The sequence below is a fragment of the Companilactobacillus sp. FL22-3 genome, from assembly GCF_054881455.1.
This window is the reverse complement of the sequence record NZ_JBTYYZ010000009.1, coordinates 67,810-92,566: the sequence shown is the minus strand read 5'-3', so window position 1 is coordinate 92,566 and position 24,757 is coordinate 67,810. Positions and strand designations below refer to the sequence as shown.

Sequence of the window (24,757 nt, the reverse complement as noted above, 5' to 3'; positions counted from 1 at the left end):
TCACTTGTCAGTGTTCAAAAAAGTGGTATTATTTACGAGTAATAAAAATTTGGGGTAGGATTCAAGGCGTTAAGTGCTGATGGAACGGAATGTGAACATCGGACAAAGAGTTTTCTCGCGATCTTGTTTCCGCATTCGCCACTTTATATATGTCTCTTTTTGCCTATATCTGGTGGCAGCTCCGTTTAGGAGATGTCGATTATGAACAGTAGAAGTACAAGTATTAGTGTGCAAGAAGTTACCTGGATGTCGTTGTTGATCGCTTTACAGATCGTCTTGTCGCAATTAACATTTGGAAGTAACATCTTGAAAGTAGGGTTTAGCTTTCTTTCAATTGGGTTATTAGGGTATTATTTTGGACCTTTTAAAGCAGCTTTGGCAAATGTGTTAGCTGATATTATCAGTAACGTAGTGTTGCCTTCAGCCGGTGGTTTCTTTATTGGATTCACCTTTTCGGCTTTAGTAGCAGGTTTGATTTATGGCTTGGTGCTTTACAATCACAAAGTAACCGTCTTAAGAACTTTCTTAGCAGTTTTCTTAATTGTTTTGATTGTAAATACCGGAATGAATACAGTTTGGATTCACATGATGACACATGTTCCATATCCAGCATTATTGGTACCAAGGCTTCCTAAAGAGGCATTCAGTTTGATTTACCAGACTGGTATCTTATATATCATCCTTAAGTGGATCGATAGTTCAAAGTTTAGTAAGATCGGCCGTTAAGGTCGGTTTTTTTTTGTGCAAAATTCTGTGTTAAAATAGGTCTTATGAAGAATGAGGGATAATTATGAAAATATTAGCATTTGATACATCTAATAAGCCGCTATCCGTTGCGGTCGTAGTTGATGGTAAAGTTTTAGCTCATTTGGAGTCGACCGAAAAGAAGACTCACAGTATTACTATTTTGCCAGATATTAAAAAGGCTTTGCGTGAAGCCAATTTATCAGTGAATGATCTTGATATGATTGCCGTAGCTAAAGGACCAGGTTCTTATACCGGTGTTAGAATTGCTGTGACAGTCGCCAAGACACTAGCTGATACCTTAAATAAAAAGCTAGTTGGCGTTTCCAGTTTGGAACTCTTAGCTGCCAATGGCGATAAAGCTCATATTTTAGTGCCATTAATGGATGCTAGAAATGACAATGCCTTTGCTGGAGTTTATCAAAATTCACGTGATAAATTCGTCAGCATTGTTGGTGATCATCACACTTCAATGGCAAAGTTGTTTGCCCAATTGGAACAGTATAATGAAGATCAATTAGAGTTCATTAATGCAACGCCAAGACTCCAAGAATTAATTCAAAATCAATTTCCGAACGCTAAGATCCTTACAACTGAAGATTCATTGCCTGATGCAGCTAAACTTGCCCAGTTAGCTGAGTCGAAGAAACCAGTCACTGACATTGATAGCTTTGTACCAACTTACCTTCGTTTGACACAAGCTGAACATGATTGGTATGAACAAGGACATAAGGACAATGGCAATGTTTCTTATGTTGAAGAAGTTTAAAAATTTTTTCTCTAATAAAAAAGCGAAATTTGATTTTGAAGAACAACAAGTCCGTTTAGCTGACCAGCATTTTATCTTAAGAAAAGCAGTTCAAAAAGATGCGATTCAATATATGAAAATCCAAGAGACTATTTATCCGATACCTGTTCCTTGGCCAGTTGATATTGTGGAAATGGAAATAGATAATCGCAATGCACTTTATTTGTCGCTAGTCGATCAAGCTAAAGTGATTGCCTTTATTGGTGTTTCCTTGAGTGATAAAAAAGAAGCTCATATTACAAATTTAGCGGTCCATGCAGATTACCATAATTTAGGAATCGGTCATTTACTGTTGAATCAAGTTTTCAAGTATTGTCGACAACGCGAATATCAAAAAATGTCTTTAGAAGTAGATGTTACTAATAGTTCAGCTTTAGCCTTATACGATGCTTTTGGCTTTAAAGTACGGACTGTTCATAAAAAGTATTATTTGAGAAATCATCATGATGCGTGGGAAATGGTGGTTGATCTGTGAGGAGATTATTGTGAAAAAGGATACCTTAATATTATCGTTTGAAAGCAGCTGTGATGAGACTTCAGTTGCAGTCATCAAAAACGGTAACGAGATTTTAGCAAATATTATTGCAACACAAATCAAAAGTCATCAACGTTTTGGGGGAGTGGTTCCAGAAGTCGCTAGTCGCCATCATGTTGAAGAGATTACTAAGTGCATCAATTTAGCTTTGGATGAAGCTAAGGTCGGATATAATGATTTAGATGCCGTTGCCGTCACTTACGGACCTGGATTAGTAGGTTCACTTTTGATCGGTATTATGGCCGCCAAAACGGTCGCCTTTGCTCATGAACTACCTTTGATCAAGGTCAATCATTTAGCAGGCCATATTTATTCGGCTAATTTTGTGACAGAATTAAAATATCCATTCATGTCACTGTTAGTTTCCGGAGGTCACACCGAATTAGTCTTAGTTACTGCACCAGGAGTTTTTAAGACCCTAGGCGATACACGAGATGATGCCGTTGGTGAAGCTTATGACAAGATTGGTCGGGTACTTGGTATCAACTATCCAGCTGGTAAAAAAGTCGATCAGATGGCTGCTATTGGTCAAGATACCTTTGATTTTCCTCGGGCTATGGTTCAAGAAGATAATTTGGACTTTAGTTTCAGCGGTTTGAAGAGTGCTTTTATCAATACTGTTCACCATGCCGATCAAATTCATCAAGAGTTGAATAAAGATGATTTGGCAGCAAGTTTTCAAGCAGCAGTTTTAGATATCTTAACGAATAAGACCTTTAGAGCTTTGAAACAACACCCCGTTCAGCAACTTGTCGTCGGTGGTGGAGTTTCAGCTAATCAAGGCTTGAGAAAACGACTGGCAGAAGAAATCAAGAACCGTCATCTAGATATGGAACTAGTCTTCCCGCCACTGAGACTTTGTGGCGACAATGCGGCAATGATCGGTGCAATGGCACAGATTCAGTATGATAAAAAAGACTTTGCTGATTTAGATTTGAATGCTGACCCTAGCTTAGATTTTGATATGGAATAAACCAAAAATGTCCTGCGATTTTTTAATCGAGGACATTTTTTTAATAACCTACTAAATTCAATAATTTTTATGATATATTTTACTTATAGCTTATAAAAAATTGTTGTTAGAGGTTGATATGATGGGAGATAGAATCAGTTTAGGGTTAGATATTGGCGTGGCTTCAGTTGGTTTTAGCGTATTGAATATTGATCAAGGAAAGGTAGTTGAATTAGGCGCTAGATTGTTTAACGCTAAAATTGCTGAGGGTAACCAAGATCGCCGTAGTATGCGTGGTTCCAGAAGGCTTTTAAATCGTAATCGTCAACGTCGCCTAGATACTTTGAAGCTCTTTAAAGAAGTAGGCCTAGTGGATGAATTGACTAATAATAATGCTAATCCTTATGCCTTGAGAGTTAAGGGATTGTCTGAACAATTAGCCAAAGAAGAATTAGCTGAAAGTTTATATCAAATCGTCAAGCACAGGGGCATTAGTTATGATTTGAAAGATGCTGATACGGATTTCGACGGTACTGGCACGGATTATTCAAGTAGTCTAAGATTGAATAATCAAGAATTAAAAACTAAAACGCCTGCTGAAATTCAATTGAAACGGTTGAATGAGCTCGGTGAAGTTCGTGGCAAAGTAGTTGTCAATCAAGATCTTGATTCTCAGAAAGTATTACTGAATGTTTTTCCAACTGCTGACTATGAAAAGGAAGCACGTCGGATTATTTCCAAGCAAAGAGAATTTTATCCAGATATTTTAACAACTGATTTTGAGGATCAATATTGTGATATTTTGACACGAAAACGTGATTATTTTGTAGGACCGGGTAGTGAAAAATCAAGAACAGATTATGGAATATATAAAGAAGATGGCCGAACTTTAAAGAATTTATTTGAGGAATTGATTGGTCATGATAAAATTTTCCCCGATGAATTGAGGGCTTCAGGTGCCTCATACACCGCCCAGCTATTTAATGTTTTAAATGATTTAAATAATCTACGAATCTTAAGTTATGAGGATGAAAAACTTACACAGACAGATAAAGAAGATATTATTGATGAATTAAGACATAACACTACGAGTGTAAATATGATAAATTTAATTCGAAAAATAACTGGCTGTGAAAAGGATGATATCAAAGGATATCGAATCGATAGTCAAAATAAGCCTGAAATAAGCTCAATGAAGATTTATCGAAAGGTTCATAAGGACTTTCTCAAAGCTGATGTTGATGTAAATAAATGGCCAGTGCAATTTATTGATGAACTTAGTCCTATTTTGACTTTGAATACAGAAAATGCAGAAATTCGTAAACGAATCAATCAAGAATTAGTTTCAAAATATGACTTTTTGGATGAGAATTTGGTTCAACTTATTGTTGATAATAAAGCTAGTTTTGATGTTACTACGAATAATAAATGGCATCGTTTCTCATTGAAGACAATGAATGAGCTGATTCCAACGATGCTGTCACGACCAGTTGAACAAATGACGCTATTAAATGAATTGGGATTAGTTAAAAAAGATACAAAGAAATTTGCTGCAAATAAGTATTTACCTTATCGACAAATTGCTCGTGATATTTATAATCCTGTGGCTGCTAAGGCTGTTAGAGAGGCTTTAAAAATAGTAAATGCGGTTTTGAAAAAATATGGTCACATAGACTATTTGGTTGTCGAAATGCCTAGGGATAAGAATTTAGACGATGCGAAAAAGCAAATTGAGACATTCCAAAAAATAATCGAGTTGCCAAAGATAAGGCATATGAAGCTTTCGTATCTGCTGTTGGTGATGAGAGAAAAGTTAAGATAGCTTTGAGTAAGAGTAGAAAGCTACAAACTTCTATTCGATTGTGGTATCAACAAGATGAAATTGATCCTTACAATGGAGAAACAATCAATCCAGTTGAAATGATCGATAATCCAGACAAATTTGAGATTGACCATATTATTCCACAATCGATATCTTTTGATGATAGTCTGAGCAATAAAACTTTATGTTTCTCCTCAATGAATCAAATCAAGGGTCAAAAGACTCCGTTTGAATTTCTCAATGAAGGTCATGGTGTTGGTTTTGATAAATTTAAAGCGATTGTTTCGGGTAATCCTCGATTTGATAAAAATAAACGTCATAACTATTTGTTTAATGAGAATGTTAGTGATATCGAGACCAGAAAGCGATTTATAGCTAGAAATTTAGTCGATACTCGTTATTCCTCCAGGGTTGTACTGAATAGTTTGCAAGAATTCTTTAATGAGAAGAATGAAGAAACTAAGGTTACCGTGATTAGAGGAAAATTTACTTCTAATATGCGTAAACATTGGCATATTGATAAGACAAGAGAAACTTTCCATCATCATGCTATTGATGCTTCAATAATTGCTGCGACTCCATTCTTGAGAATGTGGAAAAAAGGTGCCAGCATTTTTCCAGTTAAAGTTGGAGAAAAATCAATCGATATTGAAACTGGAGAAATACTAGATGATGAAGAGTTTGATAAGGCAATGTATGAGCAGCCATATAACGGTTTTGTTTCTGAAATTATGACAGCTGATGAACGTATCAAGTTTTCACATCAAGTTGATAAAAAAATGAATCGTAAAGTCAGTGATGCAACGATTTATTCCACTAGAATGGGACAACTTTCTAAGGATAAAAAATCGGCAGAATATATTGTCTCCAAAGTAAAAGATATCTATTCGGTGGATGGATTTAAGAATTTCAAGAAAGTTTACGACAAAGATAAAACAAAGTTCTTGCTCGCTAAATATGATCCCAGAACTTTTGAAATGATAGAACAGATTCTAGTTGATTATCCAGAAAAAATTGATCAAACCCAGCAAAATGGCAAGGTCAAATCGGTAGACATAAGTCCATTTGAATTGTATCGACAAAATCATGGATTATTAAAAAAGTATTCCAAACATGGTAACGGCCCCGTGATAAAGCAACTCAAGTACCTAGATAAAAAATTAGGCTCTCACATTGATATCACACCTGAAAATGCTAGAGGCAAACATGTTGTTTTACAATCATTAAAACCTTGGCGAACGGACGTATACTTTAATCATGCAACTAATGAATATGAAATAATGGGTATTAAATATTCAGACCTTAAATTCAATAGTCATGAAGGATATGGCATCAAGAAGAATAAGTACCTATCCATTAAGAGACATGAAAAAGTCTCTGATGATTCAGAATTTATGTTCAGCTTATATCGTAAGGATCGGATTAAAGTTGAGAATATGGAAACAGGTGAAGCAGTTGAGTTACTGTTCTGGTCACGTACAAAGGACGCTCAAAAGGGCTACGCCGAATTAAAACCTGTGGATCGGATGGATAATGAGGATACAAATTGGCCAGTATATGGAAATGCAAAAAAACAGATTCAGAAAAGATTAGTTCCTAAAAATTGTAAAATTTGGAAAATTAATACGAATATTTTAGGTGATCCATATTATCTTGAGAAAGAGTCCGAAAATCCTAAAGATATCCTTGATTAATTGTTTTAAAATTGATAATATTATTGGCGTAAGGGACGCCTTATATGTTTGAACGTTCATTCGACTTAGATTTAGTTTTACTGTTTCTAAATCTTTGAAGATCTACAAAAATAAGGATTTATTCCGAATTTACCATCTATTTGAAAAAATAGATGGTTTTTTTTTCGAAAAAATCTGGAGGTGATTGCTTTGGGATGGAGAATAGTTCATGTAAAAGAAGGAGATATTTTAAGGTTGCGCCTAGATAACCTGGAAGTTAGAAAGAAAGAAACTAAGGTATATATTCCTTTGTCCGATATTACAATGATTGTTTTGGAAGGAAATCGCACCTTGATTACGACCAAGCTATTATCTAGTTTGAGCCAAAATAATGTTGGTTTAGTAATCTGTGATGATAAATATTTGCCAGTAGGAATATATTTACCTTATGGACAATATCACCATTATTCTAAGCGTGTAATTAAGCAGGCAAGTTGGACCGCAGATTTAAAAGGAATGATTTGGCAAAAAGTAATTGAACAAAAAATGAACAATCAGGTTGACTATGCGAGATATTCAGGAGTTGAAGCGAGCAGATTACTTTTGATGGAAGATTTAATCAAGGATCTTTTAGTTGGAGATACAAGTAATCGTGAAGGTCATGTCGCAAAAGTTTATTTTGACTCATTGTATGGGAAATCGTTTACCAGGGATGATGACAATGTGATTAATGCTGCTATGAATTTTGGCTATGCGATTGTTAGGTCCTGCATGGCTAGAATCGTGGTTGGAAATGGCTTAGTCACCATGTTAGGAATTTTTCATCGAAATGAATTTAATAGTTTTAATTTAGTGGATGACTTGATGGAACCGTATCGTCCGTTAATGGATTATTGGATCAATGAATTTGTAATTACTGATCAAGATTATTTGAGTTATGAGTCGAGACTAAAGATCATCGAATTTATGAATCAAAAAATTAAGATTCAGAATAAAAAAATGACAATTGATAATTCAATGCAAGAATATGTTGCAAGTTTCATTGAATCAATGGAGGAACACGATCCAGAACTTTTAATTAAAATTGATTTGAATAATTTTGTGGGTGAAAGAAGTTGAAATATCAAAATATGAGAATGCTATGTATGTTTGATTTACCTGTTGATACACCAAATGAAAGAAGACAGTATCGAATCTTTAGAAAAGAACTCATCAGAAGTGGTTTCACAATGTTGCAGTATTCTGTTTATTATCGAGCCATTCAAAATCGGGCAGCCAGTAAAAAGTATGAAAGAAATCTAAAACAATTTCTTCCAGTTCATGGTGAAGTCAGATTAATAGCAGTAAGCGAAAAACAATTCAATGATATGCAGATATTGGTTGGAAGTCGAAGTAAGCAAGAGGTCCTTGTTGGAAATAAGGAGCTGGTTAGTATATGAGATTAAAAATTGAATTGGAAGATGGTCATTTTCTGGATATTGATTTTGATGACATCATTTATATCGTTGGAATGGATCAGTTAAAGTTATGGCGAGTCTTTCGTAGCTTTTATTATTATTTCAATAAGGATCCACAGTTATTGGAAAATGTTTATGGAGAAAATTCTATTGAATTACTCGTAGATGAACAGCCAATTTCAAAGAAGAACAACACTGTTTATTTCTTAAACAATAGAGAAAGCATTTATCATCAGATGATTTATAAGAAAGAGTCATTATTGTTTGATCTTTTGAATAGCCTTGATAGCAATCTAGAAGTTGATTATTCAATTGAAAATATTAATAACCAACAACTTAAATTGGAAATAGCTGTACAAAAATTGTTAGAAACATATTCTAATAACCTGAGAATTGAGTTTAAGAACAATACATATTTGGAATTCTTAAAAAATAATTTGTTGATTAGTTATGAAACTAAATCTGCCAGTTATCCATTGGAATTAATGGATACCGAAGTGTTATTAGATGAATTTCTCAATTTTTTGAAGTTCAAATTACAGGATAATGGGACACCAGTTTGGTTGATTTTATATAATATGGATAGTTTTATTTCAAAGTCAGCCCAATTCGATTTTATGAAACGTATTCAAAACTTGGTTGATCAATATGATTTAAAAGTTGTTTATCTTGGCAACAATTTGGACTCAGTACCGATTGGAGCTAGTGATCTTGAAAAAGTGGTAATTGCTAGTAAAGATTTTCATCAATTATTACCCAATCCAGAATTATTTAATTCTGTTAAAATGCATTATCCTAATGAATTGTTGCAAACAGAAAATCAATTTGTTAAATCTATGAAAAGAATAGTGCCATTCGTAGGAAAAGATAACCAAGTGTTTATTTCTAATAAAGATTTGGTATTATTAAAGGTGATCAATGAAATTTTAGGTTACGAGACGTCGTATGACCTAGATTCACAGTTGATTTCTGATGCAGAAACTAAATATTTGAAGGATTGATTTTGTTGATTTTTTTAATTTGAGGTTTTTGTACCTTCAAAGATTTAGAAACAGTAAAACGAGCAAGTAGCACGAGTTTTAAACCTATAGGTTTTTGTACCTTCAAAGATTTAGAAACAGTAAAACTTATGCCAATATGACCAGTTAGTCCATACAGTTTTTGTACCTTCAAAGATTTAGAAACAGTAAAACGTTACTGTCCTCATCTTGATAGACAAGCATGTTTTTGTACCTTCAAAGATTTAGAAACAGTAAAACCAATTGCCAAGTCTTTATAACGGTCGCCTAGTTTTTGTACCTTCAAAGATTTAGAAACAGTAAAACAAAGTCTGATGGTCAAGTAACCGTCAGTAAGTTTTTGTACCTTCAAAGATTTAGAAACAGTAAAACCAATCAATGCGCTGCATGAGATACAAGCCGAGTTTTTGTACCTTCAAAGATTTAGAAACAGTAAAACAGAGTTAGACAAAATAAGAAAATGGTTTTTGTTTTTGTACCTTCAAAGATTTAGAAACAGTAAAACAGCATTATTTGCAACTGATAATAAAGACCTGTTTTTGTACCTTCAAAGATTTAGAAACAGTAAAACAGAAAATGGGTTAGCTTCAAAACTGACAAGGTTTTTGTACCTTCAAAGATTTAGAAACAGTAAAACTTTCCAACGTCTCCATCTGGAAGGTCCGATGTTTTTGTACCTTCAAAGATTTAGAAACAGTAAAACTAATGCAAGCATTTTAATAATCGTTTGCTGGTTTTTGTACCTTCAAAGATTTAGAAACAGTAAAACTGATATGTCTTCTACTGCCGACATGTCCATGTTTTTGTACCTTCAAAGATTTAGAAACAGTAAAACAAATATTAATACTGATTGGACGCCAGCCCCGTTTTTGTACCTTCAAAGATTTAGAAACAGTAAAACGATTGAGTCTGAATCTGAAAAGAACGAGAGGTTTTTGTACCTTCAAAGATTTAGAAACAGTAAAACATTCACTGCTGATGATTTTATCAATGGTGCGTTTTTGTACCTTCAAAGATTTAGAAACAGTAAAACTACTGATTATAATTTTACAGATCCAGAAACGTTTTTGTACCTTCAAAGATTTAGAAACAGTAAAATATTGTCGTGTGCTAATTTGCTTCGTTCCTTGTTTTTGTACCTTCAAAGATTTAGAAACAGTAAAACATCAAATAGTGTCGTTGAATTATTTGTCGTGTTTTTGTACCTTCAAAGATTTAGAAACAGTAAAACATGTATGAACTAGCGAATGTGCTAGCAATTGTTTTTGTACCTTCAAAGATTTAGAAACAGTAAAACACAGTGCCTTACGAGTTTATAACAGCGAATGTTTTTGTACCTTCAAAGATTTAGAAACAGTAAAACCTCAGCTGAAGACAATTTATCCAGTGTCGCTGTTTTTGTACCTTCAAAGATTTAGAAACAGTAAAACAGGGCGAATGACTAAGCGTACTTTTGCTTGGTTTTTGTACCTTCAAAGATTTAGAAACAGTAAAACACTTTTTCGATAATCAGCGATTCGAAACAAGTTTTTGTACCTTCAAAGATTTAGAAACAGTAAAACGTTACATGAAGGCTTAAATTCCAAACTTTCGTTTTTGTACCTTCAAAGATTTAGAAACAGTAAAACCATGAGCATTAGCAGTATCAGTATCTATTAGTTTTTGTACCTTCAAAGATTTAGAAACAGTAAAACAAATATTAATACTGATTGGACGCCAGCCCCGTTTTTGTACCTTCAAAGATTTAGAAACAGTAAAACGATTGAGTCTGAATCTGAAAAGAACGAGAGGTTTTTGTACCTTCAAAGATTTAGAAACAGTAAAACGGACTGTTTTAATGATCGAGCCATCGAAGTGTTTTTGTACCTTCAAAGATTAAGAAACAGTAAAACGATTGTGCTGGCTAACTATTCGTTGTTCCTGTTTTTGTACCTTCAAAGATTTAGAAACAGTAAAACTCAAAGCCATTACAAAATACCTAAGTATCGCCCTTCGTACGATTTAAGTAAATATACAAACATCCAAGTAAGATAATTCCAATCGATAAAAACATCTAATCCACCTATCCAAAGTTATAACAACTTTGGTTTTTTTATTTTCTAACTATTAAGATTCTAACTAATTTTTCCTCAGGAATAGTTTTTTCATTTTCAAAGAATTATAATTCCAATGAGTGTGTTTCAAATATATAGCGAATCGTTTAATATGTGGTAGGTGTATTCATGAAAACAAGTACGAAAATTTCTTACGTAATTTTGAAGTATGACGATCAAACTGATAATATTTATACCAAGACTTCTAACAATGAGCATCATGTTTATGAAATTCCAGCGTTTAATTTTATTCAAAAACGTGATGCAAAGCTTTCGGATATTAAAACTTACTTGTTAGAAAAAATCGTTGATTTTGATACTTTTATTGATGCCAATCATATTTTTATTCCTTTTGTTAAGGTGTCATTTTCCAAAGATTCGATAATTTATAATTACGTGGCGGTAATTTTTGAATCAACGCAGGATGCTTTTTCATCGTTGAATTATGAATCTTGGCATCGTGTGAAGTACGATCGTCAATTGAAGTTCTGGGAATTGAATTGGGGCAGCGGCTTGACTGATCCGACTGATTTTAAGTTTCCCGATGTGTCTGTGAATGATTTTGTCGCAAATCCTAAAAATAGCGATGAAATAACTTTCAATAATGTCATGCACTTTATCTTCAATCAAACGGATGATTTTCCTATTCTGGGATTAATGTCAGGCAATCAATTTACGATGAAACAAGTATTTCACTATCAGGACCTATTAGGGATGGAGACGCTGAAGGCTGGTAACAACGCAACGTTTGAAAGTCAGTATTCGCGTTCAATTCAAATAATTGACGACAATCGGTTAACTACTTCCTATAAAATTAAAAATAGTTTTTTACAAAAATAAATAGTCATGAATAAATCTAGAATGGTTTATTCATGGCTATTTTAAGCTAAGCGTTTGTAATAGAATATTTATATGACGACTTACTAATAGGAGAACAAAAATGGGCGAATTATTGATCAAAAATCTTCACGTTGAAGTTATCGATGAAGAGAAAAAAACTAGTAAAGAGATCTTAAAAGGGGTCAATCTGTCGATGAAGACGGGCCAGATCCATGCGATCATGGGTCCAAACGGTACTGGTAAATCGACGCTTTCCGAAACGATCATGGGTCAAAAAAACTATCACGTCACTCAGGGCGATATTATTTTGAACGGTGAAAGTATTTTGGATATGCCTGTCGACCAACGTGCTCGAAAAGGGCTTTTCTTAGCGATGCAATATCCAGCTGAGATACCTGGTGTCACTAATGCCGAATTTTTACGGGCAGCGATCAATGCCCGCAGACCAGAAAATGACAAGATCTCGGTGATGGATTTTCTTAAAGAACTCGATAAGAATTTGGCCTTATTAGATATGAGTGAAGCGATGACGGAACGTTATCTCAATGAAGGATTTTCTGGTGGCGAGAAAAAGCGTAATGAGATCTTACAATTACTGATGATCAAACCTAGTTTTGCTTTACTAGACGAGATCGATTCAGGACTTGATATCGATGCTCTAAAAGTTGTCTCAAAAGGGGTCAATTCGATGCGGGGCAGTGACTTTGGAGCTTTGATCATCACGCATTATCAACGATTATTGAATTACATCAAACCTGACGTCGTACATGTAATGATGGATGGTCAGATCGTTAAAACTGGTGATGCCACATTGGCCGAGAAGCTGGAAGATGAAGGTTATGCTGGTTTGCGAGATGAATTAGGACTAGATGTTAATTTGATCGATGATTAAGGGGATATTATGACAATGACAAGTAATGAACCGGCTTGGTTTGCTCAAAAAAGACAGTCCGCAAAAGCTTTGATCGAGCAATTACCCATGCCTCAAATTCAACGATTCAATTTTCGTAATTGGCAATTGACGCCTGAAACTAACGGTCAGATTGCTACAAAAGTTTCATCTGACCACCAAGATTATGTTTTGATGGATCTCTTCGAAGCACTTTTAGTTTATCCAGATTTGATCAAGCAATATTACATGGAAAAAGTCGTCAAGTTTGATGAAAATAAACTGACTGCTTACCATACCGCTTATTTGAATCAAGGTATCTTTCTCTATGTACCAAAGGATACCGTGGTTGAACAACCGATCGAGGTCAATTTACAACAAGATTCTGATCGGACCAATGTCGCACATGTTTTGATAATTGCTGGTGAAAATTCGAAGTTTTCTTTCATCCAAAAGACAACTACTCGTGGCGAAACTAAGAGTGTCACCAATAGTATCGTTGAGATCATGGCCATGCCTAATAGTATCGTTAAATATGCGGCAGTCGATGAACTTGGTGAGAATGTGACTTCCGTTATTAGCCGTAGAGCTTATGTCGATCGTGATGCCTATGTTGACTGGTCGATTGGTTTGATGAATTCAGGCGATACGGTGGCTGACTTTGATACGGATCTGTATGGCGAAGGTGCTCATTCAGAGATCAAAGTTGTTGATATCACAACTGGTCGCCAACAAGAGGGCGTAAATACTCGTGTGACTAACTATGGCAAACATTCAATCGGCAATATCAATCAACGGGGCGTGATCATGGATCGTTCCAGACTGATCTTCAATGGGATCGGCCATATTATCAAGGGTGCTTCTGGTGCTAACGCCGAACAACAAAATCGAGTGATGATGATGTCATCCAAAGCTCACGGTGATGCTAATCCAATCTTATTGATCGATGAAAATGATGTTTTAGCTGGTCATGCCGCTAGTGTCGGTCAAGTTGATCAAAAGCAGCTCTACTATTTGATGAGTCGGGGGATCGATCGGAATACGGCCAAACGGATGGTCATTCGAGGCTTCTTAGGAGATGTCTTAATGTCGATCCCTTCCCAGACTATTCGGGAACAATTAATTGAAACGATTGAGAGGAAATTAGCTGATGGACAAACAATTTCAGACAATACGAAGTGATTTCCCAATTCTTGATCAAACCGTAAACGATGAACCATTAGTTTACTTAGATAGTGCTGCGACCAGTCAAAAACCAAATCAAGTGCTCGATGAATTGATGCACTATTATAAAAATGACAATGCCAACACTCATCGAGGCGTTCATACTCTAGGACAAAGAGCAACTGAAGCATTTGAATTAGCTCGAAAAAAAGTCCAAAAGTTTATCAATGCCAAAGAGAGTAAAGAAATTATTTTTACTAAAGGTGCCACTGATAGTTTGAATTTAGTCGCTAGTACTTACGGACAAGAAAATATCCACGCTGGCGATGAGATCGTGATCACCTATATGGAACATCACAGTAATTTAATTCCATGGCAACAGCTGGCAAAACGTAAAAAAGCGGTGTTGAAATATATCAAACTGACTGCCGATGGACAGTTAGATATGAACGATGCAAAAGATAAGATCACTACTAAGACGAAGATCGTTGCCGTTGCCCATGCTAGTAATGTTTTAGGTGTCACAAATGATATCAAGCAATTGGCCGCTCTAACGCATGAAAATGGTGGGGTGATAGTCGTAGATGGTGCTCAAGCAGTTCCCCATTTGCCAGTAGATGTTCAAGCACTAGACGCTGATTTCTATGCTTTCTCTGGACATAAGATGTTAGCACCGATGGGTATTGGTGTCTTATATGGCAAAGCTCAACTTCTAAACGCGATGCCGCCTTATCAATACGGTGGTGAGATGATCAATTTCGTCGAGAAATTTCAGAGTTCCTGGGCCGATATCCCTTGGAAATTTGAAGCGGGAACTCAAAATGTGGCTGGTGCGATCGGTTTAGGACAGGCCATTGACTATCTGGAAGCAATCGGTATGGACAAGATCGTCGACTATGAACAAGAGTTAGTCAGTTACGTTTTACCTAAACTGTTGAATATCGATGGTTTAACCGTCTATGGCCCACATGATCCTCAATTACACAGTGGCGTTATTTCCTTTAACCTAGCTGATCTGCACCCACATGATCTAGCCACAGCGTTAGATATGGAGGGAGTAGCCATTCGAGCTGGCCATCATTGTGCTCAGCCTTTGATGAAGTATCTGGATGTGACGGCCACGGCTAGAGCTAGTTTTTATATTTATAATAATAAGCAGGATGCGGACACATTAGTTCGGGCAATCTGTGAGACAAAGGAGTTCTTTAAAGTATGAGTTTAAAAGGTTTGAATAATTTATATCGAGAAGTTATTTTGGACCACTCAGAACATCCTCATCACAAACAGAGCTTACCTGAAGCGACTAATAAAATAACTTTGAAAAATCCAACTTGTGGAGACGTGATCAACTTAGAATTAAAAGTTACCGATGACACGATCACCGATATTGGCTTTACTGGTGAAGGCTGCACGATCAGTCAATCTTCAGCTAGTATGATGACTGATGCAGTCTTGAATAAAACTAAGGCACAGAGTTTGGAGATGGCCCATATTTTTTCCGATATGGTCATGGGCAAAGAACACTCACAAGCTGAATTAGATAAACTAGGTGATGCGGCGATCCTTTCGAGCATCATGCAATTCCCCGCCCGAATCAAATGTGCCACTTTGTGTTGGTGGGCTTTACGAAAAGCGTTAGGAGATGAGAGCGATGATTGATCTAAATGATTCTGATTATGAATATGGTTTTCATGATGATATCAAGCCTAAATTCTCAACTGGTCGTGGTTTAAGAGAAGAGACAGTCAGAGAGATCTCAGCCGCTAAAAATGAACCTCAGTGGATGTTAGATTATCGCTTGAAGTCATTTGCGGCCTATCAAAAGATGGCCATGCCACCGTTTGGACCAGATCTATCGGATTTAGACCTTGAGAATATGCTTTATTATCAAAAGATGACCGATAAAAAATATCGTGATTGGGACGATGTACCTGACAAGATGAAAGAAACTTTTGACCGCTTAGGGGTCCCTGAAGCTGAACGGAAGTATCTAGGCGGCTCTTCTGCCCAGTATGAATCAGAAGTTGTCTATCACAACATGCGTGAAGAATTTGCCAAATTAGGGATCATCTTCACCGATACTGATACTGCTCTAAAAGAGTACCCAGAGTTATTCAAGAAATGGTTCGGTAAATTAGTCCAACCGACAGATAATAAATTTGCGGCCTTAAACGGTGCTGTTTGGTCTGGTGGTTCCTTTATCTATGTGCCAAAAGGCGTTAGAACTGATATCCCAATCCAGTCGTATTTCCGCTTGAATTCAGAGAACTCTGGACAATTTGAACGGACGTTGATCATCGTTGATGAGGGAGCTAAAGTCGATTACGTTGAAGGCTGTACTGCTCCTAACTATTCTTCGGATAGCTTGCATGCGGCAGTAGTAGAAGTTAATGTTCAAAAGGACGCTTATTGCCGTTATACGACGATTCAAAACTGGTCGGATAATGTTTATAGTCTAGAGACTAAACGAGCCGCAGCCGAAGAGAACGCCACCATGGAGTGGGTCGATGGTAACTTAGGTTCCAAAGTCACGATGAAGTATCCCAGTGTTTATTTGAATGGTGAAAATGCCCGAGGAACGATGCTTTCAATCGCCGTAGCTAGTAACGGTATCCATCAAGATTCTGGAGCTAGAATGATTCATAATGCCAAGAATACTTCTAGTTCGATTGTTTCCAAGTCAATCGCTAAAACTGGAGGTTCAGTCGATTATCGTGGAACAGTGCGTTTTGGGAAACATTCTGATGGCTCCAAAGCTCACGTTGAATGCGATACGATCATCATGGATGATCAGTCATCATCTGATACGATCCCTTATAATGAAATCGATAATGCGAATGTTTCGATGGAGCACGAAGCTAGAGTCTCGAAGATCTCAGAGGAACAGCTTTATTATCTGATGAGCCGTGGTATTTCGGAAGCTAAAGCTACCGAGATGATCGTGATGGGCTTTGTGGAACCATTCACCAAAAAACTGCCAATGGAATATGCCGTAGAATTGAACCGTTTGATCAGTTATGAAATGGAAGGTTCGATCGGCTAGAGGATATTATTATGACAGAGAAAATGACAGAAAAAGAAAAACTGGTCATGGAAGCACTGGAAGATGTGATCGACCCGGAACTAGGAATTGACCTAGTTAATTTAGGGTTGATCTATGGTGTAAAAGTTGAAGGAAACAAGGCAACTGTAACCATGACCTTGACGACAATGGGTTGTCCCTTGAGTGACATGTTAGATGATGCGATCAAAGAGGCCAGTGAATCAGTCGATGGTATCGATAAGTGTGTAGTGGAACTAGTGTGGTATCCAGTCTGGGATATTTCAATGATGAGCCGGTATGCGAGAATCTCATTAGGAATACCGGGAAACTTAGGCAATTAAAAAAGCACTGCGTTTATTCGAAAACTCGAGTAAATACAGTGCTTTTGCTTTGATTAGCTTTTAGCCATATTTTCAAAACGGCTCATCAATAAACCTAAGATGATTCCAATCAAGAATAAAACTAGGCCAATGGTCCAATCGATCAACGAGGTATTTTGATAGGATATACCACCATTGATATAAGGATTAGGTACCAAAATTAAAATCGTACTAGCGATGACGATACCAAGGATAAAATGGTATACCCGTGAGTGATGATGGCGGATAATACTTTCCATAGCTTTGGAAAAGGTCAAAACGGTAATCGCTCCACCAATGGCGATTGGTAAAAAGACTCCCAAGTCAAAGTTCTTAAAGCCTTTTAACATTGGTCCATATAACCCAATAATCAGAAGAAGGTTGGAAGAACTTAATCCGGGCACTAATACTCCTAAAGCAATCAGAGCCCCAGCAACGATAAAACCGAAGAAATTGGCAGGAATTGTGCCTAAGATCTCACTAATGAAGAATAAGAATATTCCGCCACCAATCAGCATGGAGAAGAACCAAAGCAGATCGATTCGGTCTCGTTTAGTCCGTGAAGTTGATTCAATTACCAAGGTTGGCAAGGTTCCAAAGATGATCCCGGCAAAAGCCCAGAGAACAACCATTTGGTGATTCTCTAATAAATATTCTAAAGGATTTGATAATAGGCCGATACCGACGATTCCACCGATACCAATAGGAACGAAGTAGAGAAAATCTCGTCTGAAGTTGTCGCGGACATGAGCCATAAAGGTCAGCATCCGTTCATAAACTCCTAAAATTGCGGCTAAAGCGCCCCCAGAAACCCCCGGAAGAATGAATCCTAAAGCGATGATCACACCCTTAAAAAAGCGAATGATAAAGTTATCTCGTTTTGTTTTCATAGGTCCTCTTTATTAATATAATTTTATTCACAATATCAAATTAAAATTGTTATAGCAAATAAAAGTCATCGTTCAAAGAATTTATTTGTTGGTAATGATTGTAATTTATTCTTGATCTTTGAAATCTTCCAATTCAATCGACTTTTCAGTCCATTCTTCTTCAATCTGATCTTGTTTAGCCGAGACTTCATCCAACTCTTTTTGCAGATCAGCTAATTTACTGTACGAAGTGATATTTTCTTCTTTAGTCATTTCGGCCTGAATAGCTTTAGTTTTATCTTCTAGTTCAGTTAATTGTTGTTCCAAATCGTCAACTTGTCGACGCAACTTCCGTTCTTGTTTTTGTTGCTCTTTTGATTGTTGATACTCAATTTTTTTCTCACTAACGTTGTTGGAAGCTTGAGCTGTTTGAGTTGGAGCAGCTTGTTCAGTCGTTTTTTCCAGATAATAATCATAATCACCCAGATAAATTGTACTGCCGTGAGGGCTAATATCGACGATCCTGTTGGCTAAAGTGTTCAAGAGGTAACGATCATGTGAAACGAAGAGGACGGTGCCAGGGAAGCTCTTTAAGGCATCTTCAAGCACTTCCTTGCTATCAATATCTAAGTGGTTAGTTGGCTCATCCATAATCAAGAAATTATTGTTTTCCATCGACAACTTAGTGAGCGTCAAACGTGCTTTTTCACCACCAGATAGTCCCGCGACAGGTTTCAAGACATCGTCGCCACTGAATAGAAAGGCACCTAATTTATTGCGGATAACTTGTTCATCGAGACGTGGGTATTGATCCCAGATTTCGTGCAACACGTCTTTTTTAGGATCTAGGCCCTTCAAATTTTGATCGTAGTAACCGACTTGAACGTTGGCGCCGAATTGGCTAGTACCCTTGATTAAAGGTATCTTATTCAAAATTGATTTGAGAAAAGTTGACTTGCCGATTCCGTTAGGACCAATGATACCAACTCGTTCACCTTTTTTTACATCCAGATTGATTGGCTCAGACATGATCTGATCATCATAGCCAATGGCTGCATCTTTAACCAAAAGCACGTCATTACCACTTTCTTTATCGATATTGAATGAGAAGTGGACTGAGCCTTGGTCACTGCCAGGTTTTTCCAAAACATCCATATGTTCCAACTTTTTACGACGACTTTGAGCCATCTTAGTAGTTGATGCACGAACGATATTTTTTTGAATGTACTCTTCGGCCTTCTTGATTTCAGCCTGTTGCTCTTCATAATGTTTCCAAGCAATGTCTTGATTCTTTTTCTTTTCTTGCAGGTAGAAACTATAATTGCCGGAATAGTGAGTTGAGGAATGCTGATTGATCTCGACGATCTCATTGGCGACCTTATCTAAGAAGTACTGGTCATGAGAGACGATGACTAGAGCACCTCGATAGCCCTTTAAATAATTTTCTAGCCATTCAACCGTGTTGATATCCAAATGGTTGGTCGGTTCATCCAAGAGTAAGATATCGTGGTGTTCCAAGAGCATTTTAGCCATCGCTAAACGTGACCTTTCACCACCAGAAAGCGTCGAGACTTTATTTTGCCAAACTTCTTCCTCAAAACCGAAGCCCTTTAGGACACTGCGGATTTCTGATTGATAACCGTAACCATTTTCTTGGCGAAAAGTATTTTGTAGTTGATCATATTGTTTTAAGATATCTTCGTAATCATCAGCATTAGGATCAGCTAATTTTTCTTCAAGTGCGTGCATCCTTTTTTCTTGTTCTTTGAGGTAGTCAAATACCTTTTCCAATTCTAAGAAAATTTGATTATCGCTGTTCAGACCTGAATCCTGTGCTAAATAGCCAATATTGGTGTCTTTTTTCAACGCAATATTGCCGCTGTTATAACTTTCTTGATCTGAAATGATCTTCAGCAAAGTAGATTTTCCAACGCCGTTACGTCCAACTAAACCGATTCGGCTATTGTCTTGGATTTCAAAACTGACATTGGAAAAAAGTTTTTTGGTACCAAAATTTTTCGTAATGTTCTGTGCTTGTAATAAAATCAAAATATAACTCCTTTATGTCTTCACAATTTTATCATTAATTAATAATTTGTGCCTTTATAGGTTTAACGTATTGCGTTTTTTTGGATTTTTATTTACTATAAATGTTAGTGAAATGACACACATATGGTGGTAAATTATGACAAAAACAACAGTTCCAAACGCAACAATAAAGCGTTTACCAATTTATTATCGTTACTTTCAATTTCTCAAGGATGAAGGCACAAAAAAAATCTCCTCTGGCGAATTATCAGAAGGGGTCAAGATAGATAGTGCTACAATTAGACGTGACTTCTCATATCTAGGTGCACTTGGGAAACGTGGCTACGGTTACGATGTAAACGATTTAGTGGCTTTCTTTAAGAAGCTCTTGAATCAAGATAAACGAACCAACGTCGCATTAGTGGGAGTTGGTAATTTAGGTAACGCCTTACTAAATTATAACTTTTCTCGGACTAATAATGTGCGAATTGCGGCAGCTTTTGATATCAATAAGGAAATTGTCGGTACAGTTAAGAGTGGCGTACCAGTTTACTATATTAGCGAACTGAAAGAACAACTTAACTTGCAACAGATCGATGTCTGCATTTTGACAGTTTCATCTAACGCTGCCCAAACGACCGCTGATCAGTTAGCCGAGGCTGGCGTTCGCGGTATCTTAAACTTTACACCGGTTATTATCAATGTACCAAGTAGTATCCGCGTTCATTATGTCGATTTGGCAAATGAATTGCAGACGTTGATCTTCTTCTTAGACCGTGATAAGTCAATGACAGAAGAAACAAATTAAAATCCTTTGGGGGGAATTATAATGAGTGAACCATTATTCTTGAAACCTGTCTTCCACGAAAAAATCTGGGGTGGCAGAAAATTAGCAACTAAGTTTGGCTATGATATTCCTGATGGCACGATTGGTGAATGTTGGGCAATTTCTGGACATCCACATGGTAGATCACAAGTCGAAAATGGCGAATTTGCTGGACAATATGTTGATGACCTTTGGAAAAATCACAGCGAATTATTTGGTAATCCAGAAGGCAAAGTTTTTCCTTTGTTAACTAAGATCTTAGATGCTGAAGCCAGTCTTTCAGTTCAAGTTCATCCAGACAATGCCTATGCAGCTGAGCATGAACATGAATTAGGTAAGACAGAATGCTGGTATATCATCGATGCTGAGCCTAATTCATATTTGATCTATGGTCACAATGCTAAGAATAAAGCTGAACTTGACCAAATGATCGAATCAGGCGATTGGGATCATCTTTTGAGAAAAGTCCCAGTTAAGGCGGGCGAATTCTACTATGTACCAAGTGGAACGGTTCATGCCTTAAATAAGGGGATCATGGTCTTAGAAACCCAACAAAGCAGTGATACAACATATCGTTTGTATGACTATGATCGGGTTGATAAGACTACTGGAAAGAAACGTGATCTACATATCAAACAATCTGAGGATACTATTACCGTGCCTCATAAAGATCCTCAACTTGATATTGAATCCAAACAAGTCGGCCAAAACAAGTTCACAACCTTTGTTCAACCACCAATTTCACCATTCTTCTCAGTTTATCACTGGGAGATCAAAGAACCTGTTGAGCTTCACCATCAAATTGGCAAATACACTTTGATCTCAGTTCTAAATGGTACTGGTAAGATTACAGTTGATGGCCAAGATTATGATTTGAAGAAGGGTATCCACTTGATTGTTCCAGCCACAGTTGATGCTTGGACTTTGTCAGGTGACTTGGATATCATCGCTTCAGAATCTGGCGAAAAGTAAACTCAATTTTAAGAAAAAAACTAAAAATCGTTCATCAATACAGAATAGCGGAAAAATAAATCCGTATATTCTGTATTTTTTTAATGAAAATTTAAGCAAAAGTAGAACTATCTTGGTAAAGACTATTTATTTAGTTCGTACATTTTAATAAAATAAAAAAATATTTAATTTGGAACCGTTAACAATTCCCCATTCTTTAAAAAGTCATCTATAATTAAAATTAAGATTTCAAAAAAGGGGACTTAAAATTGCAGAAACAACGATTTTTTCGAGTCAGTTTAGGGTGGCAAATTATTATTGGCCTGATCTTGGGAATTGTCTTAGGACAAATTTTTTATCAAAATAAAGCCGCCATTCAAGTAATGCAGAACATTGGGACTATGTTTATCTCAATGATTCAAATGATTGTTTTGCCAATTGTTATCTCCTGTTTGACCGTGGGTATTGCCAATATGGGCGATATCAAAAAATTAGGTCGGATCGGTTTAAAGACTTTAGTTTATTTTGAGATTATGACAACATTAGCGATCATTATTGGTATTTTAGTTGCTAATGTTACGCATCCTGGTACATATATTGATATTCACAGCCTAAAAGGTTCGGATATTAGTCAATATGCTGCTACTGCCAAAACAGCTAAACATTCGGGAATTTGGTCGATTCTCATGAGTATTATCCCAACCAATATTTTTGCATCACTCGGTAAGGGTGACATGTTACCAATTATTTTCTTCTCAGTTCTGTTTGGATTAGGAACAGCTTCAATCGGCAAGCAAGGTCAAATTATCACCGATACGCTGAATGCCGTTGCCAATGTTATGTTTAAAGTTACTAACTGGGTAATGCGTTTAGCACCGATTGGTGTCTGTGCTTTGATTGGAGTTACAGTTGGAGAAATGGGCTTCAATTCTTTGAAACCTTTGGCACTTTTTATCGTGATAGCTTACGCAACGATGGCATTCTTTGTCTTTGTGATAATGGCTGCCGTAGGACACTTATTCCACGTAAGATTTTATGAATTATTTAGGATCATCGAAAATGAAGTTATGTTAGCTTTTACTACTGCCAGTTCGGAAGCTGCTTTACCAAAGATGATGAAAAAGATGCAAGACTATGGATCATCAAAGGGAATCGTATCTTTCGTTATTCCGACCGGATATACTTTTAATTTAGATGGTTCTGCTATCTATCAATCTTTAGCCGCTTTATTCTTAGCTCAAGCGTATAATATTCACCTTTCTTTAGGGCAACAAATTACCCTTGTGGTGGTATTGATGTTAACATCTAAGGGGATGGCCGGAGTTCCTGGAGCATCGTTTGTTGTACTCCTAGCCACAGTATCGACTATCGGTGTACCAATGCAAGGTTTGACCTTCATTGCGGGTATCGACCGTCTCGTAGATATGGGACGTACTGCCGTTAACGTTGTCGGAAATTCACTTGCGACCGTCATTATTGCCAAAAGTGAGAAGGAATTTGACGAAGAAAAACGTGCCAAGTACGTTGCAGCTTATACACGTGGGGACTGATGAGAAAACTCCGTGTAGTTAGAAACAATTTAAACACACACAAAAAGCCCGCCGAGAAAAATCGGTAGGCTTTTTTTTAGATGATCTGCAAAGTTAAAACAATTGCATTCATAACGATATGGCTGCCGGCACTGATATAAATATTTTGAGATTTGTAGTAAACATATGAGAACCAAAGTCCCATACAGACATATACTAAGAACCGAGTGTCTTGATGCATAAAAGCAAAGAGAAACGCAGCGATAATCGCAGCAACGTAAATATTAGTTGGTTTGATCAAGTTAGCAAAGAAGACGCGCCGGAAGATGATCTCCTCCATGATAGGGGCGGCAATCATAACGTAAAGAAAGTAATATGGATAAGCTTTGACCATCAATAACAAGTTGAGCGTATTTTGTGATTCTGTACTGACGTGAAAAATTAATTTATCCGCAAAGCCAATTCCAAATTGAACGACCAATGCCCCCAAGGTTCCGATAATTATCCATTGGAGAGCATGATTCAGGTCAGTTTTTTTCTCAAACTCTAATGGACCACTTTGTTTGACCAAATACATCATGATTCCAGTAACGACCAAAGCCGCAACGGTGATTGTGGCAAAATATGCTGTGCCAGTTATTTTGAGGATCGATAAAAAACTACCAACTGACAGCAACAAAATATAGGCCAGCAATGTGAAAAACTGATTTGTACGATAGGACATAATTTCCTCCATTTTTTTAAAGGTAAATACTTGCAACTTCACAATATAATGTTAATATAAAACTTGTGATTAGCACAACAGATAGTTGAGTGCTAAAAAAACATTAAGGTAATATATTGGAGGTATTTAAATTGTTAAAACCACTTGGAGATAGAGTCATTGTAACAGTCGATAAAGAAGAAGAAAAGACAGTCGGTGGCATTGTTTTAGCAAACAACGCTAAAGAAAAGCCTCAAACAGCAGAGGTTGTTGCCGTTGGTGAAGGCTTAGTTGCTGATAATGGTACTAAGTTGCCAATGAACGTTAAAAAGGGTGACAAAGTTCTTTTTGACAAGTACTCAGGCTCAACAGTTAAATACGAAGATAACGAATATTTGATCCTTCATGAAAAAGATATCATGGCAATCGTTGATTAATCGAAATTAAACAAGA

Annotated in this window: 23 protein-coding genes, 1 CRISPR repeat array and 1 riboswitch; of the genes, 20 read left to right on the top strand and 3 right to left on the bottom strand. The window is 36.6% G+C overall.

Going from position 1 to position 24,757, the window contains the following annotated elements; all coding sequences use genetic code 11:
* Window positions 1–48 precede the first annotated feature (48 nt).
* Window positions 49–143, top strand: a riboswitch (THF riboswitch).
* A 58-nt stretch (window positions 144–201) separates the two neighbouring features.
* The 16 genes from ACYT32_RS09335 to ACYT32_RS09260 all read left to right on the top strand — a co-directional run bounded on the left by ACYT32_RS09335 (window position 202) and on the right by ACYT32_RS09260 (window position 17,380).
* Window positions 202–726, top strand: coding sequence for a folate family ECF transporter S component (locus ACYT32_RS09335; RefSeq protein WP_395265821.1), 525 nt, complete (start codon window positions 202–204; stop codon window positions 724–726).
* A 64-nt stretch (window positions 727–790) separates the two neighbouring features.
* Window positions 791–1,513, top strand: a complete 723-nt coding sequence (gene tsaB, locus ACYT32_RS09330) for a tRNA (adenosine(37)-N6)-threonylcarbamoyltransferase complex dimerization subunit type 1 TsaB (RefSeq protein WP_395265823.1) — start codon at window positions 791–793, stop codon at window positions 1,511–1,513.
* On the top strand, window positions 1,482–2,027 hold the full coding sequence (gene rimI / locus ACYT32_RS09325; protein WP_461793426.1) for a ribosomal protein S18-alanine N-acetyltransferase: 546 nt from the start codon (window positions 1,482–1,484) through the stop codon (window positions 2,025–2,027). Before tsaB ends, rimI begins: the two co-directional genes overlap by 32 nt.
* Window positions 1,999–3,060 carry a tRNA (adenosine(37)-N6)-threonylcarbamoyltransferase complex transferase subunit TsaD gene (tsaD, locus tag ACYT32_RS09320; RefSeq protein WP_395265905.1) on the top strand — a complete coding sequence of 354 codons (1,062 nt, stop codon included), beginning with the start codon at window positions 1,999–2,001 and terminating at the stop codon, window positions 3,058–3,060. Before rimI ends, tsaD begins: the two co-directional genes overlap by 29 nt.
* A 118-nt stretch (window positions 3,061–3,178) precedes the next feature.
* Entirely contained in the window at window positions 3,179–4,861 is a 1,683-nt protein-coding gene (gene cas9 / locus ACYT32_RS09315) for a type II CRISPR RNA-guided endonuclease Cas9 (RefSeq protein ID WP_395265826.1), read from the top strand.
* A 2-nt stretch (window positions 4,862–4,863) separates the two neighbouring features.
* The gene (gene cas9 / locus ACYT32_RS09310; RefSeq protein WP_395265827.1) at window positions 4,864–6,555 is read left to right on the top strand and encodes a type II CRISPR RNA-guided endonuclease Cas9; all 1,692 of its coding nucleotides are present in this window, start codon (window positions 4,864–4,866) and stop codon (window positions 6,553–6,555) included.
* Window positions 6,556–6,744: 189 nt separating this feature from the next.
* Window positions 6,745–7,653 carry a type II CRISPR-associated endonuclease Cas1 gene (cas1, locus tag ACYT32_RS09305; RefSeq protein WP_395265828.1) on the top strand — a complete coding sequence of 303 codons (909 nt, stop codon included), beginning with the start codon at window positions 6,745–6,747 and terminating at the stop codon, window positions 7,651–7,653.
* An 11-nt stretch (window positions 7,654–7,664) separates the two neighbouring features.
* Window positions 7,665–7,973 carry a CRISPR-associated endonuclease Cas2 gene (gene cas2, locus ACYT32_RS09300; protein WP_395265906.1) on the top strand — a complete coding sequence of 103 codons (309 nt, stop codon included), beginning with the start codon at window positions 7,665–7,667 and terminating at the stop codon, window positions 7,971–7,973.
* On the top strand, window positions 7,970–8,992 hold the full coding sequence (gene csn2-St / locus ACYT32_RS09295) for a CRISPR-associated protein Csn2-St (protein ID WP_395265829.1): 1,023 nt from the start codon (window positions 7,970–7,972) through the stop codon (window positions 8,990–8,992). The genes cas2 and csn2-St overlap by 4 nt, the downstream gene beginning before the upstream one ends.
* 24 nt (window positions 8,993–9,016) lie before the next feature.
* Window positions 9,017–10,968: direct repeats of the CRISPR family, unit length 36 nt; unit sequence GTTTTTGTACCTTCAAAGATTTAGAAACAGTAAAAC.
* Between the two features lie 264 nt (window positions 10,969–11,232).
* Window positions 11,233–11,943, top strand: coding sequence for a hypothetical protein (locus ACYT32_RS09290; RefSeq protein WP_395265830.1), 711 nt, complete (start codon window positions 11,233–11,235; stop codon window positions 11,941–11,943).
* A 100-nt stretch (window positions 11,944–12,043) separates the two neighbouring features.
* Window positions 12,044–12,835 carry a Fe-S cluster assembly ATPase SufC gene (gene sufC / locus ACYT32_RS09285; protein WP_395265831.1) on the top strand — a complete coding sequence of 264 codons (792 nt, stop codon included), beginning with the start codon at window positions 12,044–12,046 and terminating at the stop codon, window positions 12,833–12,835.
* 15 nt (window positions 12,836–12,850) lie between these two features.
* On the top strand, window positions 12,851–14,014 hold the full coding sequence (gene sufD / locus ACYT32_RS09280) for a Fe-S cluster assembly protein SufD (protein WP_395265832.1): 1,164 nt from the start codon (window positions 12,851–12,853) through the stop codon (window positions 14,012–14,014).
* Window positions 13,983–15,212 (top strand): cysteine desulfurase, encoded by a 1,230-nt coding sequence (locus ACYT32_RS09275; RefSeq protein WP_395265833.1) that lies wholly within the window; start codon window positions 13,983–13,985, stop codon window positions 15,210–15,212. The genes sufD and ACYT32_RS09275 overlap by 32 nt, the downstream gene beginning before the upstream one ends.
* Entirely contained in the window at window positions 15,209–15,655 is a 447-nt protein-coding gene (gene sufU / locus ACYT32_RS09270) for a Fe-S cluster assembly sulfur transfer protein SufU (protein ID WP_395265834.1), read from the top strand. Before ACYT32_RS09275 ends, sufU begins: the two co-directional genes overlap by 4 nt.
* Window positions 15,648–17,039, top strand: coding sequence for a Fe-S cluster assembly protein SufB (gene sufB / locus ACYT32_RS09265; protein ID WP_395265835.1), 1,392 nt, complete (start codon window positions 15,648–15,650; stop codon window positions 17,037–17,039). Before sufU ends, sufB begins: the two co-directional genes overlap by 8 nt.
* An 11-nt stretch (window positions 17,040–17,050) precedes the next feature.
* Window positions 17,051–17,380: a metal-sulfur cluster assembly factor gene (locus ACYT32_RS09260; protein WP_395265836.1), complete on the top strand. Its 330-nt coding sequence runs from the start codon at window positions 17,051–17,053 to the stop codon at window positions 17,378–17,380.
* A 53-nt stretch (window positions 17,381–17,433) separates the two neighbouring features.
* Here the strand turns inward: ACYT32_RS09260 and ACYT32_RS09255 are convergent, their stop codons facing one another.
* Window positions 17,434–18,288 (bottom strand): DUF368 domain-containing protein, encoded by an 855-nt coding sequence (locus ACYT32_RS09255; protein ID WP_395265837.1) that lies wholly within the window; start codon window positions 18,286–18,288, stop codon window positions 17,434–17,436.
* Between the two features lie 105 nt (window positions 18,289–18,393).
* On the bottom strand, window positions 18,394–20,316 hold the full coding sequence (locus ACYT32_RS09250) for an ABC-F family ATP-binding cassette domain-containing protein (protein ID WP_395265838.1): 1,923 nt from the start codon (window positions 20,314–20,316) through the stop codon (window positions 18,394–18,396).
* Window positions 20,317–20,452: 136 nt separating this feature from the next.
* Here ACYT32_RS09250 and ACYT32_RS09245 point away from each other — a divergent pair, with 136 nt between their 5' ends.
* The 3 genes from ACYT32_RS09245 to ACYT32_RS09235 all read left to right on the top strand — a co-directional run bounded on the left by ACYT32_RS09245 (window position 20,453) and on the right by ACYT32_RS09235 (window position 23,622).
* A complete protein-coding gene (locus ACYT32_RS09245; RefSeq protein WP_395265839.1) occupies window positions 20,453–21,103 on the top strand; it encodes a redox-sensing transcriptional repressor Rex in 651 nt (216 codons plus the stop codon).
* 21 nt (window positions 21,104–21,124) lie between these two features.
* On the top strand, window positions 21,125–22,093 hold the full coding sequence (manA, locus tag ACYT32_RS09240; protein WP_395265840.1) for a mannose-6-phosphate isomerase, class I: 969 nt from the start codon (window positions 21,125–21,127) through the stop codon (window positions 22,091–22,093).
* 248 nt (window positions 22,094–22,341) lie between these two features.
* Window positions 22,342–23,622 carry a cation:dicarboxylate symporter family transporter gene (locus ACYT32_RS09235; RefSeq protein WP_395265841.1) on the top strand — a complete coding sequence of 427 codons (1,281 nt, stop codon included), beginning with the start codon at window positions 22,342–22,344 and terminating at the stop codon, window positions 23,620–23,622.
* A gap of 76 nt (window positions 23,623–23,698) precedes the next feature.
* On the opposite strand, the gene ACYT32_RS09230 is transcribed toward ACYT32_RS09235, so the two are convergent.
* The gene (locus tag ACYT32_RS09230; RefSeq protein ID WP_395265842.1) at window positions 23,699–24,325 is read right to left on the bottom strand and encodes a CPBP family intramembrane glutamic endopeptidase; all 627 of its coding nucleotides are present in this window, start codon (window positions 24,323–24,325) and stop codon (window positions 23,699–23,701) included.
* 131 nt (window positions 24,326–24,456) lie between these two features.
* Between ACYT32_RS09230 and groES the strand changes: the two genes are divergently transcribed.
* Window positions 24,457–24,741: a co-chaperone GroES gene (groES, locus tag ACYT32_RS09225; protein ID WP_395265843.1), complete on the top strand. Its 285-nt coding sequence runs from the start codon at window positions 24,457–24,459 to the stop codon at window positions 24,739–24,741.
* Window positions 24,742–24,757 lie beyond the last annotated feature (16 nt).